16 protein-coding genes are annotated in these 17,746 nt (G+C 51.1%); 7 read left to right on the top strand and 9 right to left on the bottom strand.

What is annotated here, in order from left to right; translation table 11 throughout:
* Positions 1 to 9 precede the first annotated feature (9 nt).
* Both QQL62_RS01125 and QQL62_RS01120 read left to right on the top strand, forming a co-directional pair.
* Positions 10 to 1,089: a saccharopine dehydrogenase gene (locus tag QQL62_RS01125; protein WP_284375339.1), complete on the top strand. Its 1,080-nt coding sequence runs from the start codon at positions 10 to 12 to the stop codon at positions 1,087 to 1,089.
* Positions 1,090 to 2,235 (top strand): saccharopine dehydrogenase family protein, encoded by a 1,146-nt coding sequence (locus QQL62_RS01120; RefSeq protein WP_284375337.1) that lies wholly within the window; start codon positions 1,090 to 1,092, stop codon positions 2,233 to 2,235.
* Between the two features lie 2 nt (positions 2,236 to 2,237).
* On the opposite strand, the gene QQL62_RS01115 is transcribed toward QQL62_RS01120, so the two are convergent.
* From QQL62_RS01115 to QQL62_RS01090, 6 genes are all read right to left on the bottom strand, one after another.
* The gene (locus QQL62_RS01115) at positions 2,238 to 2,906 is read right to left on the bottom strand and encodes a DUF1523 family protein (RefSeq protein WP_284375335.1); all 669 of its coding nucleotides are present in this window, start codon (positions 2,904 to 2,906) and stop codon (positions 2,238 to 2,240) included.
* Positions 2,907 to 4,223, bottom strand: coding sequence for a DUF6638 family protein (locus QQL62_RS01110; RefSeq protein ID WP_284375333.1), 1,317 nt, complete (start codon positions 4,221 to 4,223; stop codon positions 2,907 to 2,909).
* Positions 4,220 to 5,053, bottom strand: coding sequence for a hypothetical protein (locus QQL62_RS01105; RefSeq protein WP_284375331.1), 834 nt, complete (start codon positions 5,051 to 5,053; stop codon positions 4,220 to 4,222). Before QQL62_RS01105 ends, QQL62_RS01110 begins: the two co-directional genes overlap by 4 nt.
* Positions 5,050 to 6,990, bottom strand: coding sequence for an AAA family ATPase (locus tag QQL62_RS01100; protein WP_284375329.1), 1,941 nt, complete (start codon positions 6,988 to 6,990; stop codon positions 5,050 to 5,052). The genes QQL62_RS01105 and QQL62_RS01100 overlap by 4 nt, the downstream gene beginning before the upstream one ends.
* Before the next feature lie 9 nt (positions 6,991 to 6,999).
* Positions 7,000 to 8,118 carry a hypothetical protein gene (locus QQL62_RS01095; RefSeq protein ID WP_284375327.1) on the bottom strand — a complete coding sequence of 373 codons (1,119 nt, stop codon included), beginning with the start codon at positions 8,116 to 8,118 and terminating at the stop codon, positions 7,000 to 7,002.
* 213 nt (positions 8,119 to 8,331) lie between these two features.
* The gene (locus QQL62_RS01090; protein WP_284375326.1) at positions 8,332 to 9,396 is read right to left on the bottom strand and encodes a coiled-coil domain-containing protein; all 1,065 of its coding nucleotides are present in this window, start codon (positions 9,394 to 9,396) and stop codon (positions 8,332 to 8,334) included.
* A gap of 175 nt (positions 9,397 to 9,571) precedes the next feature.
* On the opposite strand from QQL62_RS01090, the gene QQL62_RS01085 reads away from it, so the two are divergent.
* Positions 9,572 to 10,561, top strand: a complete 990-nt coding sequence (locus tag QQL62_RS01085; protein ID WP_284375325.1) for a KpsF/GutQ family sugar-phosphate isomerase — start codon at positions 9,572 to 9,574, stop codon at positions 10,559 to 10,561.
* Here QQL62_RS01085 and QQL62_RS01080 read toward each other — a convergent pair.
* The 3 genes from QQL62_RS01080 to QQL62_RS01070 form a co-directional block, all read right to left on the bottom strand.
* Positions 10,558 to 11,463 (bottom strand): alpha/beta fold hydrolase, encoded by a 906-nt coding sequence (locus tag QQL62_RS01080; protein ID WP_284375324.1) that lies wholly within the window; start codon positions 11,461 to 11,463, stop codon positions 10,558 to 10,560. The genes QQL62_RS01085 and QQL62_RS01080 overlap by 4 nt on opposite strands.
* Positions 11,464 to 11,475: 12 nt before the next feature.
* Complete coding sequence (phaR, locus tag QQL62_RS01075) at positions 11,476 to 12,096, bottom strand: polyhydroxyalkanoate synthesis repressor PhaR (RefSeq protein ID WP_284375323.1); 621 nt, start codon at positions 12,094 to 12,096, stop codon at positions 11,476 to 11,478.
* 149 nt (positions 12,097 to 12,245) lie between these two features.
* The gene (locus tag QQL62_RS01070; protein WP_284375322.1) at positions 12,246 to 12,677 is read right to left on the bottom strand and encodes a phasin family protein; all 432 of its coding nucleotides are present in this window, start codon (positions 12,675 to 12,677) and stop codon (positions 12,246 to 12,248) included.
* Between the two features lie 327 nt (positions 12,678 to 13,004).
* On the opposite strand from QQL62_RS01070, the gene QQL62_RS01065 reads away from it, so the two are divergent.
* The 4 genes from QQL62_RS01065 to QQL62_RS01050 are packed head-to-tail and all read left to right on the top strand — an operon-like array spanning position 13,005 to position 17,746.
* On the top strand, positions 13,005 to 14,660 hold the full coding sequence (locus QQL62_RS01065; RefSeq protein WP_284375321.1) for an acetolactate synthase large subunit: 1,656 nt from the start codon (positions 13,005 to 13,007) through the stop codon (positions 14,658 to 14,660).
* A 10-nt stretch (positions 14,661 to 14,670) separates the two neighbouring features.
* Positions 14,671 to 15,837: an iron-containing alcohol dehydrogenase gene (locus QQL62_RS01060; protein WP_284375320.1), complete on the top strand. Its 1,167-nt coding sequence runs from the start codon at positions 14,671 to 14,673 to the stop codon at positions 15,835 to 15,837.
* A gap of 11 nt (positions 15,838 to 15,848) precedes the next feature.
* Complete coding sequence (locus tag QQL62_RS01055) at positions 15,849 to 16,622, top strand: poly(R)-hydroxyalkanoic acid synthase subunit PhaE (protein WP_284375319.1); 774 nt, start codon at positions 15,849 to 15,851, stop codon at positions 16,620 to 16,622.
* On the top strand, positions 16,619 to 17,746 hold the full coding sequence (locus QQL62_RS01050) for an alpha/beta fold hydrolase (RefSeq protein ID WP_284375318.1): 1,128 nt from the start codon (positions 16,619 to 16,621) through the stop codon (positions 17,744 to 17,746). Before QQL62_RS01055 ends, QQL62_RS01050 begins: the two co-directional genes overlap by 4 nt.

Below are 17,746 nucleotides of genomic sequence, written 5' to 3'. Positions count from 1 at the left end.
GGAGCCAAAATGCCCCCCAAGCCCCACATCTGGATCCGCGCAGAACAACGCGCCCAAGAAAAACGCGTACCCGTAACCCCATCAGGTGTTCGCGCCTTGATGGAGGCAGGTTTTCACGTAACTATTGAAAACTCGCCCGCCCGCGCGATCCCTCTGGCGGATTATGCGGCCACCGGTTGCGAGATCGCCAATACTGATGAGTGGATCAATTCACCTGCATCTACGATTATTCTAGGCCTGAAAGAGCTGAATGAAGATGGCCCAGACCTGATCCATCGCCATATTATGTTTGGTCACGCCTACAAGGGCCAAGCAGAAGGCCCAGCCCTATTAAAACGTTTCAAGCGGGGGGGCGGTACCTTGCTGGATCTTGAATATCTGTTGGATCCCTCTGGACGGCGTGTCGCAGCATTTGGTTATTGGGCTGGGTACGCAGGCGCCGCATTGGGGTTGAAAACATGGATAGCCCAGCAAATGCCACCCTTCAAAGGGCCCGCCTCTGTTGGTATTTACGCCGATAAAACTGCGTTGATAAATGAATTGAGGGACGATTTGAATCTGGTGATCAATGGTGGCAAACAGCGCCCCAATATGATCACCATCGGTGCCTTGGGGCGCGTGGGCAGCGGCGCCTGTGATTTGGCCCAAACCTTGGATTTACCGGTGACCAAATGGGATATGGCCGAAACCGTCAGTGGCGGGCCATTCCCCGAAATATTGGCCCATGACATCTTCGTTAATTGTATTTTGGCCGATGCATCAGTACCGGTTTTCGTACCAAAATCGGCCCTAAGCGCACCGCGTAAATTGTCGGTGATTGCCGATGTTTCCTGTGATCCAAACAGCCCCTATAATCCGATCCCAATCTACGATGCATCACACAGTTTTGCTGATCCAATGGTGCGTTGCCATGAAAACCCGCCACTTGATGTAACCGCGATTGACAATCTACCCTCAATGTTACCGGTTGAAAGTAGCGAAGATTATGCACAACAACTCCTACCCCACCTTTTAACCCTAGGCGCGCTTGATAGCGGTGTCTGGGCGGGGGCAACTACAACGTTCAACACCCATGTACAGGACATCTAAATGGCAACCATTCATTGGATAGGTACCGGCCTTTCCGCAATCCCCGGACTGCGCCGATTGATAGAAAATGGCCACACTCTGGTCGTTTGGAACAGAAGCATAGACAAGGCCATTGCCGCCGTGGGGGACATTACCGATGATATCCGTGTCTTTGATTTTGATAGATTCGTCGCCGCACTAAACTCGGGGGATATAGCCGTTTCTATGCTGCCCGCCGCATGGCATGTTAAAATAGCAAGCGCCTGTATCGATGCAGGGGCGCATTTCGCATCCTCGTCCTATATCTCCCCAGAAATGTCTGCGCTAAATTCCCGCGCTACGGAGGCCGGTGTAACCTTGATCAACGAGGTCGGCCTAGACCCCGGCATTGATCATTTGATGGCACACCATTTGGTTGCGGATTACAAGGCCAGTGCGGGCTATGGTGTGGATAATGAGATCACATTTCGATCCTATTGCGGCGGTGTCCCCAAAATACCCAATGATTTCCGATATAAATTCAGCTGGTCTCCCTTGGGCGTTTTAACGGCCCTGCGTTCGCCCTCAAAATCTATCAAAGATGGCCAAGAATGGCACGCCAGCCGCCCTTGGGATGCCATCAGCACCTATGACGCCCCCCTACCCCAGTCCGAAGAGTTTGAGGTATATCCAAATCGAAACAGCCTCCCCTTCATTGCCGAATATAATTTTGACCCCCGTTGGCCAGTTCAAACATTTGTACGGGGTACGCTTCGCCTACAGGGCTGGGCCCATGCATGGGGCGATGTGTTTCGTGAAATAGAGACTCTAAGCGGCCCAGAGGGCGATGCCCGCCTAAAGGAAATGTCGGATCAATTCTGGGCCGATAACGCCTACGGAGAAAACGAACCCGACCGCGTGGTTATGTGCGTGGAACTAACTGCTCGCAAAGATGGAGTTCCCGCTTATTCTAAAACCTATGTGATGGATGCATGGGGGGATCAGAATGGCACAGCCATGGCAAAGCTGGTCTCGGTGCCATTGTCTTTGGCAATCGAGGCGGTTCTGCGCGGCGAGATTGACAGCGGCGTGCACGCCGCCCCTTCAGATCCAAGCTTGATTGCCATGTGGATGCAAGAGGTGGGTGATATCGCACAACACCTTCAGATCAAAGATGCGCTGGCCTAGACTTATTTCTTGGCGGTGCCAAACCAACGCCGCCAAGACCGCATCACAGCATTCTGGCGTTTTTCTAAATCATCGCGCGCCGCATTTGCATAGTCCGATACGGTGTCACTGGCACCCTCGATTTGCTGGGTAATCGGATCAATTCGGCGCCGCTTGAACCGGCGCAACATCCGCCATGTCACAAATAAAACACCCGCCAGAAGCCCAAAGAACACGATATTAAACCATGGGATTAACAGCTGATCCGGCCCAGAGACCTGCTTCATCGCCACCGCATTCGGGAAGATCGACAAAAGCTTTATGCGCCAGCCATAATGTGTAACCGCAACCCAAATATCATCTTCCTTGGCAATGCCCTGCGCCTGTGCGGTTAGGTTACCACTGTCAAATTTGAAATAGGGCGGCCAATTCCACTCGGTATCCTCGTTGCGGTATACCCGCGCGGACCCATCGGGCCATATGGCATTCACAAATCGTACATCACGGGTAAGGTTGGCATTGGTACCAGAATCCGGGCTGGCCCAGAACCACGCATATTGTCCTACGTCCATGCGTTTCACATCGGTTCCGACAATTTTCACTATATCGCGCGCGGGCAAGGTGTAATGCAAAATACCCACCGCAATGATCAAAACCACCCCTGTGAAAACCCTCTTTAGAATGCGCATCATTTACTCCCTATCCCATGGGCCGCGACGGCGCGGCGGTGGCGGGCTCATATCAGGCTCTGCCCCGAATAATTCAGCCCGTGTACCGGCCTTGTCCAGCGCATATTCCTCGGCCAAGAAGCGAGCAACATAGTCCTTCTTGCTGTCTGACCACCTGCGGTATTGTGCATAAAATGCATCCTTGTGGCAAATAAACAGCTGCCTGAAATCCCTCGGGGATAAATCGGCCAACAACATGTTGATCAAATCACGATCCGGCCCTTGGCTTGCGCGCACGGTATAAAACCACGCAGGGTCTTGTGCGGAAATTTTGGGCCATTCCCCCCCCATGCTGGCCCAGCGCCAGACCTTCATCAAACCGTGATATTCGGGGGGCATTTTATCTGCATATCGGCGCGAAATTCTGCGCATGTCTTGGCGGGTTAAATCGCCCAGTTCTTCGCCCTGTTCCGCGGCCACGGATAGGGCAATAAAGTCTAGCTTTTGTTTAATTACAGCAGTCACATCCGCATCGCGCGCGGTGACAATCGGTTCGACCAATTCTTGGCGCCATAGGTATTTGGCGATCTTCTCGGGGGTCTGGAAATGTAGCACCTGATCCACGGGCAGATCATCGCTACCCACCTCGCCGTGGCGCAAGATTACCGCGGGCCGATCCATATTGCGCAGCACATAAATACCGCCAAAATGCTCGGTGTAATAATTGCCCTGTTGATAGGTTTTATCCTGCAATTTTACGGGATGACGTTCGATATTTCCGGTGCGTTTGGCCAGCTCGATCATATTGGCAATTAGCACATCATCCCACCACGCATCCTGCTCGCCCATGAACCGATCCAGATGCAAGCGCAAGGCATCTGCCTCGGCCACATGCTCTTGCACGGTATCCGCTTCGACCTCTATACGATTGATTTCAAACAAATCTTCCAGAGAGCCAATTGAAAAAACCGAATTCAACAACTCGCCCGCTACCGCCTCGCGAGCGGTTAGAACAAACAGCTCGGCCTCGTTCTCCTCGATGTAATCGCGCAAAATTTCACGCGATGTCGAGAACTTGGCATTCAACAAAGGCGCGGTTTTTTGATCCGTTGTCAGCAGAATGAACTGGCGGTTACAGCCATTGGGGTTCAGGTAGAGATCATCGCCCAGCTCATCGCCAATTTCAGGGGAATAGCCGCTAATATCCACATGAAATTCTTGCAAGGCGGTCTCGCGGCCCACCAGATGTTTCAACGCGCGGTTATAGCGCGCGACCAGCGCGGGGGACTTCACCTCGACGAGGTTGCCAAACATAAGGCCGCGTTTGACGAGACGCATCATGGTGTTTGCACCTTTTCCAGCAAAACCTCTAAGCTTTGGTCAAAAATTTCGCCACTTGTTAGCCGAGATATCCGGCTTTCTTGAGTGTGGCTAAGGCCTTCAATGGAATTCACCTGTTTCAGCATTGATCTTAGATCGACCAACCATCGACGAATATTATCGTCTTCGATTATAATACTTTTAGAAAAATCCGAATTAACAAAGTGATAAAGTTCCCTGACTCGTCGCGCGAAATACTCATCAATTGACAAGTCACTGTAATGCAAAGTGGTATATATATCTACTGGTCCTAGTTTTTGATACGTTTGTTCAAATAGGATTTTTTTATGACCTCCCTTGCCTATGTAAATGTGGATTTCCATTCTTCCTTTTAGGCGTAAAAGTAACTCATCCAAAAAATCTTTTTGCTCAGCTTCTTTTCTCTGGCGTTGTTCATCCAAAAATATATCACCTTGTATCTTTAGAATATCTACCTGCTGGGACTGGGACGCTGCCATCTTGGAAAATTCGTCACGGGTCAGTTTTAGCTCTTCTCTTTGCGCCGCTAGTTCCTTGCTTTGTAGTCCAACGGTGACAATTATCCAGATAAACGCCAATGCCCCTGCAAAACCTGCAAGTGTGTCGCCCACTTCATTGGGTGGAGAGTTCAAAAATCGCATAGCATTTGTTTCGCAATGTTCAACAAAAGAATGGCCTGAATCACAGACCTGTAGGAAGCCCAGAACGCCTGCCAAAATCGCCACTAGAATTGTAGCGATCACCCCCCACATGACCGGATTACCAAGTTCCCAAAATTTATGCTCCGTGGATTGATCCGCCGTTATACTCACCCCTTCCCCTCCAAATACCGCTTCTTCGCCTCTTCCTGCCTTCCGTAATCGCGCACCATATTCTCAATCGCCACCTCGTCGGATTTGTCCGCATATCTAAACTCGCTATCGGCATAGCGGTTGATCTCTTGGATCACCATTTCCACCGTGATCGGCTGGGCCAATTCGGCGATCATATTGCGCTTGGTGTCGTAATCGCGCGCTAGGAACAGCTCGGTATTCTCCATCCATTCATCGGGCAGTTCAAAATCCATCGCCCGCACCTTGACCGCATCAGTGATGTTTTTAATCGCACGGCCTGTAAAACGCGCGTCGGCCTGCTGGATCGCCTTTAGATAGGCCCCCATTTTGGCAATGGTATCCAATGCACCGACCTCGGAATGCACACGGTCAAAGACATTCAGCAGACCCGCCTCATGCGGTTTTGAATGGCTGTCATAGGATGCGGCAACGGCCTTTTTAATCTGCTGGGCCGAGAACAGCTCGTGATCCCCCACAGGGATATTATGGTTCTTGCCCATCAGCAGATGCAGAATATCGATGTAATCCTCTCGCGTTTGCGGCCCATCCACCAAGAAACGTGCGCCCGCACGCTGGCGCAACGCATCATCCACGTTTTCAGGATAATTCGAAAACATCCCAAAGGTACAATTGCCGCGCACCACGGTATTGGCACCGGCAAAGCTCTCCATCAACACGGCGGTGATTTCCAACTGCCCTGCTGATGATTGCCGATCGCCGCGCTTGCCCGCCAGCTGATCGATATCATCGATGGTGCCAAAGCCGATCACATTGGGATCCAGCACATTCTTGATAAAGTTCTTAGCATTCTGGGCAGATTTCCCCTGATAGCTGTCGATACTATCGGTGCTTAGGTTTTCATAGCGAAATGCATAGCCCGCGTTTTGGCAATAGTCATTGATCAGCCCCGCCATCATCTGAATGAGGGTGGTTTTCCCCGTGCCCGGCTTGCCATCGCCCATAAACGTAAAGATGAACCCACCCAGATCGGCAAAGGGGTTAAGCTTGCGCTCAAAATCATAGGCCATCAGCATCTTAGACAGCTTCATCGCCTGATACTTGGCGATGTGGTTGCCGACCACTTCGTGGGGTTTCTTAAACGTCATGGTCAATTTGCTGGATGTAGCCCGCGCAGAGGCCGCAAATCCAGAGGATTCGAAATCATCGGCCTCTACGCGAAACGCCAGGTTTTCAAAAACATCCAGCCGCGGCGTATTGGCCGCGCGCAACGCGACCTTTTCCATCATTTTTTCCAGATAGGCCAGAATAACAGGCAATAATCGGGCCTCATCGCTGGCAAACAACGCCAGATCCTGATCCAGCTCCCATAATGCCCCACTCAGCGCCAGTTGCGGGTTGTCGGTCAATATCTCCTCGACCTCGCCAATCTCGGCCACATCCCCCGCCTGCGCCACATTGCTCAGCAAGAACTGCGCCATATTTGCGAAGACATGTAGCGAAATCAGCGCAGATGCAGACAGTAATTCGCTAAACTCGCTCTGTTTTGACTTAGGCAGGTTTCCCGCCAAATTATCCGCCAACAGGGCCTCAAGCCCGGTCTGCTCGCTGAATTGATCTGAAACCACTATCGCCGTGGCCAATGCGCGGCGCAACCCATGCAGAACCGTGGCCTGCAAAGGGCTGGTCAAGGGGTCATCATCGTCTGATGCCATAACGCGGTTGGCAATATGCACACCTTCTGGGCGCGCGGTACTGCGGGTAACCAGCCCAGGTGTGGTAGAGCGAAACCGCCGGCGAGTTCCAATGCCGCTGGATTTTTCTGCGCCGCCGTCGATATCCGCCGCCTTAGCAAGGCGCGGTGTGTGGTCGAACCCATCCAACAGCCCCATCGCAGCCGAATATTTAGCGCTAATCTGCTCTTCTTTTATTTCCAATAATCCAGCTGAATTTGACATGTTTTAGACCTATTTATAACTGATAATTTTTGCATTCTTGCCCACCACGTATTTGCGCGTATCTCGCAGGGTTGGTGGGTCTTTCTCTTCTAATACTTGAAAGGCGCGGTGCGGCAGGATCAATGACCGGCGCGCATCGCTCACCCCTTGCAGGCCAGCGCGCATGGTATCCACATCAAAGACTTGACGCTCAACCGTGCTGAAAAACCCGCTCTTCTCCTCGCTGACACGCGCAGATCGCAGGGTTTCCACACCCCATGTCAGCGCCCAGTCCAGCCCCGCCTCGCCTGATGCATCTGCTAGTACCTCGCGCAGGGGCCCCGCCTGTTCGGTAAATGTATGGCTGTACATCGGGCCAATGTGAAACCTGCGCAGTTTTTTAGGGTGCAGATGGTCAAAATCCTGGTCAAACCCACGCGCAATGGTCAGCAACTTTAGGCCAGAAACGGCCTGCGCCATCAGATGCGCCTGCACCCGTGGCCAGCGGCGCTCGTCGCGGGCCAATGCCTTGCGGCCCGTATCTTCTACCTCCATCAGGTAAATAACCGGCAGGTTGGTTTGGCTGTCGTAATTGGCCCAATATATCAGATACTTGCGCCTATCGTCATCGCCCCCTGTCCAAATGATATGCGGATCATTCTGCGAGTAAAACAACTGGCGCTGCGCCAAATATTCATAGTAAATCCGCTGTGACAGCGCATATTGCAGTTGCACGGGAGCGCGCTGCTCGGTCAGGATATGGTTCACCATATCTTTCTTCAACTGTTCTTGGGATGGTAGGCTGTTTAGATGCACCTCGGCCTGCACAGTATCCGCAGCCATTTGCACCAGCTCTTGAAAAATTGGAAATCCACTGTCTGATCTATCAATCGACAGCACTTTGCCCAGATGTGACCCGACCCGATTGGCCATCAAGAATTTGTACGACAGCGCCGTAAAGGTATTTGAAAGACCCAGTAAATACCCCTCCAAGACCTGGGCCTCGGCACCACTGATCAGCCCCTCATCTTGGCTTAGATCAGTCACCTGCGCCAAATGCTCGATAATACGTGAGAATTTGGCAAAGTAGCGCCGTGTGGCCTGCGCGCCTTCGATAACTTTGTGATCTTGGGTGTAATCGGTGTTCATATTTATCTGGCTCTTGGCTTCAGTTTCGCTTTTATGGCGCGCGCCCCACGCGCCAATTCTCCAAACAAGAAGAATGGAATGGCAAGCAGGAAAGGCGCGGTGACGGCCTGCTCAATCTGGAAAAGGCCCCTTGGGCATGGCCCAGACCAGAGCTATTGAATACCCCATCCCAAGCGAAGGCTAGAGACAGGGCCCATAGAGATGCTTTCTGCATCAGCCACCATAAGCATTGCTGTCATGCTTCTCGACGATCTTTTCAAAGCGGCGTGCGAAACGTTCATCTGACTTGGCTTTCTCTTCTAAAACCTTGCGCGCGAAAACCATGTGATCCTCGTGTTTTTCCATCATATCGGCCATACGGCGATTGGTGGCAGACCCGATCGCCGCCATGGCGGTTTGCGCCTCTTGGTCTGTTGCCACACCAATCTCGTTGATCTGATGCGCCACATCCTGCTGTTGCGCGGTTTTCAAGGACTTGGTTAGGGCATCATATAGAACAACGCGTTGCTTGGTGTCTGTTTGCAATTTATTGATCAAGACCATCTGCGTTGCCGCTTGGTTTTGCAGACTATCGACCCAGGTTTTACCCTTTTCGATATAGCGCTCTAGGGTTTGGCTCTCGGCCAGCTTCACCTGCTCTTGTTGCGCCAGATCATTGTATTCACCGTTCAGCTTCGCCAGCTCGCTTTCCAATTTGGTGCGCTTGGCGGCATCGGTTTCCATAGAGATTTTGCCCTCCATTTCGATAATCTTTGGATCCATCGCGATCAGCTTTGCCTTGATCTCTTCTAATACACCAACAGCCGCCTCGCGTTCGGCTAGCGTGCTGGTCAGGTTAACCTCTACCTTTTCTTTGTGGGTATTCAAAACCTCTAGCTGGCCTTGCAACAGCTGGGTGATCACATCGGACTTGGAAATCAAATCCTGCAACTTGTCGTCAATGCTGGCGGTGCGCATGCGTTCTTGGCGCAGGCTTTCACTGCGGTGCTTGGAGAAAATACCAATGAATTTCTCCCAGCCAGATTTGCTGCGCATAGCGTCAAAATCTTGGCTAAATCCGGCCGTTACATCATCCAAGCCCATGATCAACTCGGCGATATTGGCATTCATCGCGTCGGAATGTGCATGCACTTCGTCCAATGTGGCATTCTCAATATCGATTTCCGCACCGGCCTTGCTACGCGCCTTTTCAATTCGGGTTGAAATATCAGCAATTTTTGACTGTGCGGCGGCAACTTCTTTTTTTGATTGTTCAATTTGGGCTTCGAAACTCGACATTTAGTACTCCGTTGTCATAAAATTTATTTAGGCAATCAGGCCATATTTACAACGTAGAGTATTCTAATTCATTATCGAAAACCACGGAAATTCCCAGCCCTTGCATTTTATTTACCATTTCCCAATTCTGGTAGCCGTGATAGGGCTGGAAAAAGTCAAAAATACAGGCAAAATTATGGAAAACACCGCATCCGTCAAAGAGTGTCTTGAAATCGGAACAGAGGCATTGAATGTGCTAACCGCGCGTCTTGACATCGATGATTTTGCTCAGGCGGTTGATGCCGCGGTTAGCCTGCTGTCGGATATTTCTGGCCGCTTGGTGGTTACTGGCATGGGCAAAAGCGGGATTATAGGGCGCAAAATGGTTGCAACCTTTGCCTCTACGGGCACGCCATCGCTGTTCCTCCACCCTGCCGAGGCCAGCCACGGCGATCTGGGCATGGTGCAAAAGGGTGATGTGTTTATGGCGCTGTCGTTTTCGGGAGAGAGCCGCGAATTGGGCGATATCCTGCGCTACGCCAAACGCTTTGCGATCCCCATAATCGCCATGACCGCCAACCCTCAATCTACGCTGGGCAAAGCCGCCGATATTCAGCTGATCCTGCCCAAGGTCACCGAAAGTTGCCCGCATAATCTGGCCCCCACGTCATCAACATTAATTCAAATGGCGTTGGGGGATGCAATCGCGATCACGTTATTGAAAAACAAAGGCTTTTCCGAGCAGGATTTCTTTAATTTCCACCCCGGAGGCAAGCTGGGAACCGCGCTAACACCGGTATCCGAATTGATGAACAAGGGCGCTGATCTGCCCCTTGCCCCGCAAAGTGCAACGATCGCTGATATTCTGGCCCAATTGAGCGAAAAGGGCTATGGCATTATTGGGCTAACAGATGATCAAGGCACGCTAAGCGGCGTGATCACCGATGGCGATATTCGCCGTTATCTGGCCGAGAACACCGATGGATCGATGAAGCAGGTGATGTTTGAAACCAAGGGTACTGCGATTATGACCAAGAAATTCATATCCGTCACCCCTAACCAATCCTGTGCAAAAATCTTGGGCATTTTAGAACAACAGAAAATAAGCGCGGCCTTCGTTCTGGATGACGCACGCCCTATTGGCCTGATCCGCATGCTAACCCTGATACAGGCAGGGGTTGCCTAATTTTCCAACAGCCATTTGCGGATGGGGTCAACCTGCTCGTCATTGCGCAGTGTCGGGGTATGACCCGCGTGCTCCATCTCAATGAGGGTTGTCTCTGGCCCTCTGGTCAACATCTCTTTAGCAGTTTCCTGTGAGAAAAACTGCGACTCCTTGCCCCGAACGATCAGGACAGGACAGCTGATATTGTCCCAAGTTTCCCACATATCAACATCAAAAAGAGAAATATCCTCGCGAAAGGCATCGCCAATCGCTGGATCCATGCGCAACTTGAACTTGCCTTGCTTGGTACGCACAGCGGCATGCTCAAACATATGATCTAGATCGTCTTCGCTAAGCGGATAAAAATCTTTGTAGATCTCGCGCATATACTCCTTTAACGCCTCGCGCGTCTTAAACTCTCCCGCTAGACCAATGTATTCGCCAATTTTCAACAGGCTGTCGCGCGATATTTCAGGGCCGACGTCGACCAAAACCAACTTTTTGATCGGTGATTGCGGTAGAGAGGCAAAGACCATGCCGATAATCCCTCCCATCGATGTGCCAACCCAGTCGACCTTACCCACATCCAAACGAGCCAAAACGGCATTCATATCCGCATTATACTGTAAATAATCGTATCCCTTATGGGTCAGCAGATGGTCGCTTTCGCCGCGACCAACCATATCGGGGCAGACCACGCGGTATTGATCCATCATCCGCTCGGCCAAATAGTCAAAATCACGCCCGTTACGTGACACCCCATGCACACAGACCAGCGTATCCTGATCCTGAATATCGGGGCGATTGTTCCAATCCGTATAATGAATACGATGAAACCCCTGAAAACTTAGCCCGCGGACATAATTGTGGCTAAATTTCATTCCCGGTTGTGCGGTTACTTTTCCATCTGGTTTTGTCAGCATGATTGCACGATCTTACTTCAATTCTTTTAATTTTTCTTGCATAGCGGATACCTCGGCTTGCAGTTTTTTCAATGCCTCACTTTGATCGACATCTGTACTGGGCGCATCTTGTCCTGCATCTGGTTTTTCAGAATTTTTTCCCATTACCCCAAACACATCCCATGTCCGGCGAAACGCCTCCATGTTCTGGCGTGCCATGGCCTCTGATTGCTTTAGAAATGTATCGGTATTGCGAGCCATCATTGATTGCCACGCATCAGTCATTTCTTTGCGCTCCGAGGCAAAGAAGTTTATCGACTTGGTCAAGAAATCGGGCACCAAATGTCCATAGCTATCGCCATATAATCGGATGAGTTGTTTTTGGAATTCTAGGGGAAACAAGAATTCCTGGGGCTGAGTTTCTTGTTCGAATATGATCTGGTTCAGGATGCTGCGAGTGATGTCTTCGCCGCTTTTGGCGTCTTCGATCACGAACTCCCGACCTGCGTTTACCAATTCGATAACATCCTGTAACACGATGTATTTGCTTGCGCTGGTATTATACAGGCGACGATTGGCGTATTTCTTAATCACCACCCGCTGGTCAGCGCTGGCCTTTTCTGGCTCATCAGCCACTTTTTGATCCTCAGACATATCGCCGCCCCTTTGTGCACTGCGTCATAATAGCTGTTAGTCTGCGCGTGTGAACCCCTCTTTTTGTGCATATGCGGGCTAATTCGTATTAGAAATGCAAAAAGCCGCCCTGTGGTTGCAAGGCGGCTTTGAAAAACAATTATCTGGTTTTATCCAGCGAATGTTTCTTTGTACAATTTTTTGGCAACAGTAGTGTTATCTGCCAAGACTTTTTGAGACAGTTCAGCCAAATCTTTAGCTTGGGCTGTATAGGCCTCAGCAGCTTTAGAGAAGTTGGCCTGAGCCAATTTGTAGAAACCAGCAACATCAGATGTTTTGGCCAATGCCTTTGCATCTTCGTATGCGGTTGTAGTGTTGGCTACATAGTTGTCATAGGCTTTTTTCGCTACAACTTCGGCACCTTTAAATGCAGATGCGTTATATTCAATAACACCTTCAACAAGCTTTTCAGAAGCCTTGGTTGATTTAGCGAAAAACTCTTGAGATTTTTCCAGGGATACTTCGGTTGCTGCGGCCACCTTAGCGGTTGCTTCAGTTGCAGCAGCAGTCATTTTTTCGGTCGCTTTGTTTGCTTTGGTCATGTGATCATTCCTTTACCAGTTTACCCAACAGGAGGTTGCCGGGCCTAATCTTCCTTCGGGTCGAAACTGGCCCGATAACCGATGCGTATCAGATGGTTTTGTGCATTGCAACATAAATCTTGTGCATCGCAGCAATTTATTGTGCGGCGCACAATAACCGCCTTATTGTTTTCCACCTCTTATTAATAAAGTGTTAACTTTTGCCTTGTTTGTAACGGTTAACGGCTATGCAAAAACTGCTAGCTGACGCAACGGGAAATAATGGCTAGACCGCAACCTAAGGTTAACACTAAGCTAGAAACAACAGCTGCATAAAAGGGAAGAGATATGTCAGGAACGCAACTATCGTCAGCCGCGCAAATGGTAAAATGCCTCGAACACGAAGGGGTTGAATACATTTTCGGCATCCCAGGCGAAGAAAATATCGCGGTTATGGACGCACTGCTAGACAGCACGATTCAATTCATCACCACACGCCACGAACAGGGCGCCGCATTCATGGCCGATGTCTATGGCCGCCTGACAGGACGCGCAGGTGTATGTATGTCTACGTTAGGGCCAGGGGCTACAAACCTAGTTACCGGCGTTGCTGACGCCAATATGGATCGCGCACCAATCGTTGCCATCGCTGGCCAGGGCGCCACAACACGCCTGCACAAAGAAAGCCACCAAATCCTAGATTTGGTTAACCTATTCGATCCTATCACCAAATATTCTGTGCAAATTCGCGAAACAGAAATTGTGCCCGAAGTAATCCGCAAGGCGTTCAAATTTGCTCAGGCAGAAAAACCAGGCGCCTCCTTCATCGACTTCCCTGAAAATGTTGCCGATACCAAACATGAGTATATCGAACCCCTAAAAGTACAGGCCCCCCAGTTCCCCGTGGCCCCAACCGGCAGCGCCGAACGCGTCCTGAGCGCACTTGAGAATGCAAAAAACCCCGTAATCATCGCCGGTAATGGCGTGATCCGTTTCGATGCATGCGATGAATTACGCGCCTTTGCCGAGGCTACCAATGCCCCAGTCGCCACCAGCTTTATGGCCAAGGGCGCCCTACCCTCATCACATCCTCTCTCCATTGGCACCGTAGGCCTAAAGGCCCACGATCTGGTCGCCTTCGGTATCGAAGAAAGCGATTTGGTTATCTGTATCGGCCTAGACATGGTTGAATATACTCCCAGCTTCTGGAACCCAAATGCGGATGTGCGCATCATCAGCATCGATGCATCCGCCGCCGAGGTAGACACCCATTTCATCCCAGAAATCGGCATGGTCGGCGATATCAAAGACAGCCTTGCCCGTCTGGCACAGCGCGCCGAAAAGCATCTGGATAACAAAGTCGCCGATCTGCACGACAGCATTTCGGAAGAATTGAATGCGCATGCTGACGACAACCACTTTCCTGTGAAACCACAAAAAATCATCTGCGATCTGCGCGCCGCGCTCGACCCAGAGGATATCGTGATTTCCGATGTAGGTGCACATAAAATGTGGATGGCCCGCATGTATCAGGCCGAACGTCCAAATACCTGCATCATCTCAAACGGCTTCGCATCCATGGGCATCGCCCTTCCCGGTGCAATCGCCGCCAAGCTGATCTACCCAGAGCGCAATATCGTAGCCGTTTGCGGCGACAGCGGCTTTATGATGAACAACCAAGAAATCGAAACCGCTCTACGCCTAGGTTTGAACATCACCATCATCATTTTCAACGATAACAAATACGGGTTGATCGAGTGGCATCAGTTGCGCGAATTTGGCCGCAGCTCTCATATCGATGTGACCAACCCTGATTTCGTGAAATTCGCAGAAAGCTTCGGTGGTAAGGGTTACCGCGTTGAAAAAACTGAAGAATTGCAAGACATTTTGAACACTGCCATGAATGATGGCACCGTATCGATCATCGATTGTCCCGTTGATTATTCTGAAAACATGAAATTGACTGCGCGTCTAAAAACGCTCTCCTCTCCTCTGAACAAATAGGATCACAATTATGAAACCGTTTAAATTCCAAACCACAGCCTCTATTTTGTCTGAGGTCGGCTCTACCGAAAAAATCGGCGGTCTGATGCAAGATTTGGGCTGTAAAAAGGTAGCCTTCGTCACCGATGCCATGATCCTAAAACTGGGCCTTGCGGATGCTACGCTAAAAGGCCTGAAAGATGCTGGCATTGATGTACACGTGATCGACGACGTGGTCGCAGATCCCCCAGAGGCCATGATCCGCGCCGCTGTTGAAGAGGCTAAAAAAGAAGGCATCGATGGAGTCGTTTCTGTCGGCGGAGGATCATCTTTGGATACCGCCAAGCTGATCGCTGTGCTGGCACAGGATAACGTGGCCCAAGACCTAGACGAGATGTACGGCGTGGGCATGCTGAAAGGCGGGCGTCTGCCGCTGGTGCTGGCCCCCACAACGGCTGGCACAGGATCCGAGGTGACCCCGATTTCCATCGTCACCACCCGCACATCCGAGAAAAAAGGCGTGGTTTCGCCCACCTTATTGCCTGACTGGGCTGTACTGGACGCAGAGCTGACGGTTGGTCTGCCCGCGCATGTAACTGCCGCCACCGGTATTGATGCCATGGTTCACGCCATCGAGGCCTATACCACCAAACACGCCAAGAACATTCTATCCGATACCTTAGCGCGCCAAGCGCTGGAATTGCTGGGCGGGGCAATCCGGACCGCCTGTAGCGATGGTGAAGACCGCGCCGCGCGCTCTGATATGTTGCTCGGCTCAATGCTGGCTGGCATGTCATTTGCCAACGCACCTGTGGCTGCGGTACATGCGCTGGCCTATCCTCTGGGCGGCCATTTCCATGTACCGCATGGTCTGTCAAATGCGCTGGTTCTACCCCATGTTCTGGAATTCAACATGGCCGATGAATTGGGTGCATCGCAATATGCAGAGATAGCCCCGATTATCTTCCCAGAACTGGCGGGTAAATCAAATGCAGAAATCTGTGCAGGTATGGTTCAGGGCTTCAAGGATCTGGGCCCGGAGCTGGGTATGAAATCCACACTTAAAGAGGTGGGTGTTAGCCACAATGACCTGCCGCGCTTGGCCGAGGACGCCATGAAACAATCACGTCTGCTGGTAAATAACCCGCGCGAAGTCACCTATGACGACGCCTTGGCAATTTACACCGCAGCACTCTAGGAGAAAACGCAATGGCTGATAAAAACGATGGAATGGATGCAATGATGCAGTTTTGGAAGCAAGGCCAAGACAGCTTTTTCGATGCTCAGCGCGAAATGGCCGAAAATTTCGGCCGCGCCTTCGCACCCAAACCCAAAGACCCGATCAGTCAAGGCGTTGAAAATTGGCAAAACTTCGTGCGCGCTTGGGCCCCTGGATGGGATCCAAGTGCGATGATGGCCTCTAGCGTACAATCCAACTTTGACAAACAAAAGGACGCCTATTTTGCCTTGTTTGATCCGAGCACATGGATGACACAGGCGCCTGAACAGCTACGCTCTATCCTTGAATCCGTTGCCAATATGCCCCAACTGGCTGATCTGACCTACCCACAAATTGGCGCCGCAGATCAATGGCAGGAGATGATTGATTTCCAAGAGGCCAGCAGTGCATTTGGCAAGGTAATGCAAGAGGCATGGTCGCGCGCCTATGCCACCTATTCCAAACACTTCAGCGTCGATGATTTAAAGGCAGGCAACGTAACCGAAGCCCTTAATGCCTGGGTAAAAACTGCAAATGAAGAGCTGCTGGACACCCAATCATCCACAGAATTCATGGCTGCACAACGCGGCCTTATTCAAGCCTCTAGCAACTTGACAAAACGTCAGGCCAAAATGGCCGAAGCTTGGGGAGAAAAATTGCAGATGCCAACACGCACAGAAATCGATGATCTGACCGAAACTGTGCACAAGCTGAAACGCGAGTTGCGCAAACTGAAAAAAGATCTAAGGGCCGCACAGAAATGACCACCCCAAAGCAGACGCCTGATAATTTCTCACAGGCCTATAATACCGCCATGGGTCAATTGATGGACGCTGGTGTTAACACACTAAAATCATCCGAAATGCTGAACGCAATTTCTGACACTGATGTGCAAATAGCCACCACCCCATCTGATGTGGTATTTCAGATCGATAAGGTCACCGTCAGCCGCTATCGCCCATTGGCCAAGCCCCTAAAAGGCGCACCACCAGTGCTTATCGCCTATGGGCTGTTTGGCCGTCAAACCATGATCGATCTGCAACAGGATCGCTCTTTGGTGCGTAACCTGCTGGAGGCGGGCATTGATGTACATGTGCTGGATTGGGGCAACCCGACGCGCGCCGATCAATTCACCACCATCGAAGACATGATCGATATATATCTGCGCGACTGTGTTGAGTATTTGGTGGATTATAATGATGGCAAGCCGATCACCATGTTTGGTATCTGCGAGGGGGGCACATTATCCACCTGCCTAGCCGCCCTTGCACCCGACCTGTTCAAAGGTCTTGCGCTTGCCATCACCCCCATCGACTTCAAAGGTGATCCAGAAAATTTCTGGCGCGGCGAGGGTTTTTTGAACCAGTGGCTATCGAATATGTCGAAAGAAGAGATCGACAACATGATCGACGTCCACGGCAATATGCCCGGCGAGATGTCTGGCGTGATGTTCTCGGCCCTGACACCGATGAATTCCATGACCAAATATAACCTCGGTCTGCAACGGCTACAGGGCGACAGGGATGCCACATTGAATTTCCTGCGTATGGAAAAATGGATCGCAGATCGCCCAGATCATCCCGGTGCTGCCGCCAAGCAATGGTTCAATGATTTCTATCGGGAAAACAAGCTGGTAAAGGGCGAGTTCAGCGTCGACGGTCAGGCGGTGAACCTATCGCATATCGACTGCCCCGTGATGAATATCTACGCGCTACAGGATCACATCGTACCAATCAGCTGTACGAAACCCCTGAGCAATTACATTTCACCAAAGAAATATACCGAAATCGGCTTCCCCGGTGGGCATGTTGGCGTCTTCGTCAGCCGCAAAGCCCAAGGCGTGGTTGCGGGTGGCTTGATCGACTGGATCAAGAAAACCCAAGTTTAG

The sequence above is a fragment of the Amylibacter marinus genome, assembly GCF_030160015.1.
Lineage (GTDB): Bacteria > Pseudomonadota > Alphaproteobacteria > Rhodobacterales > Rhodobacteraceae > Amylibacter > Amylibacter marinus.
This window is presented reverse-complemented; position numbering and strand designations above follow the sequence as displayed.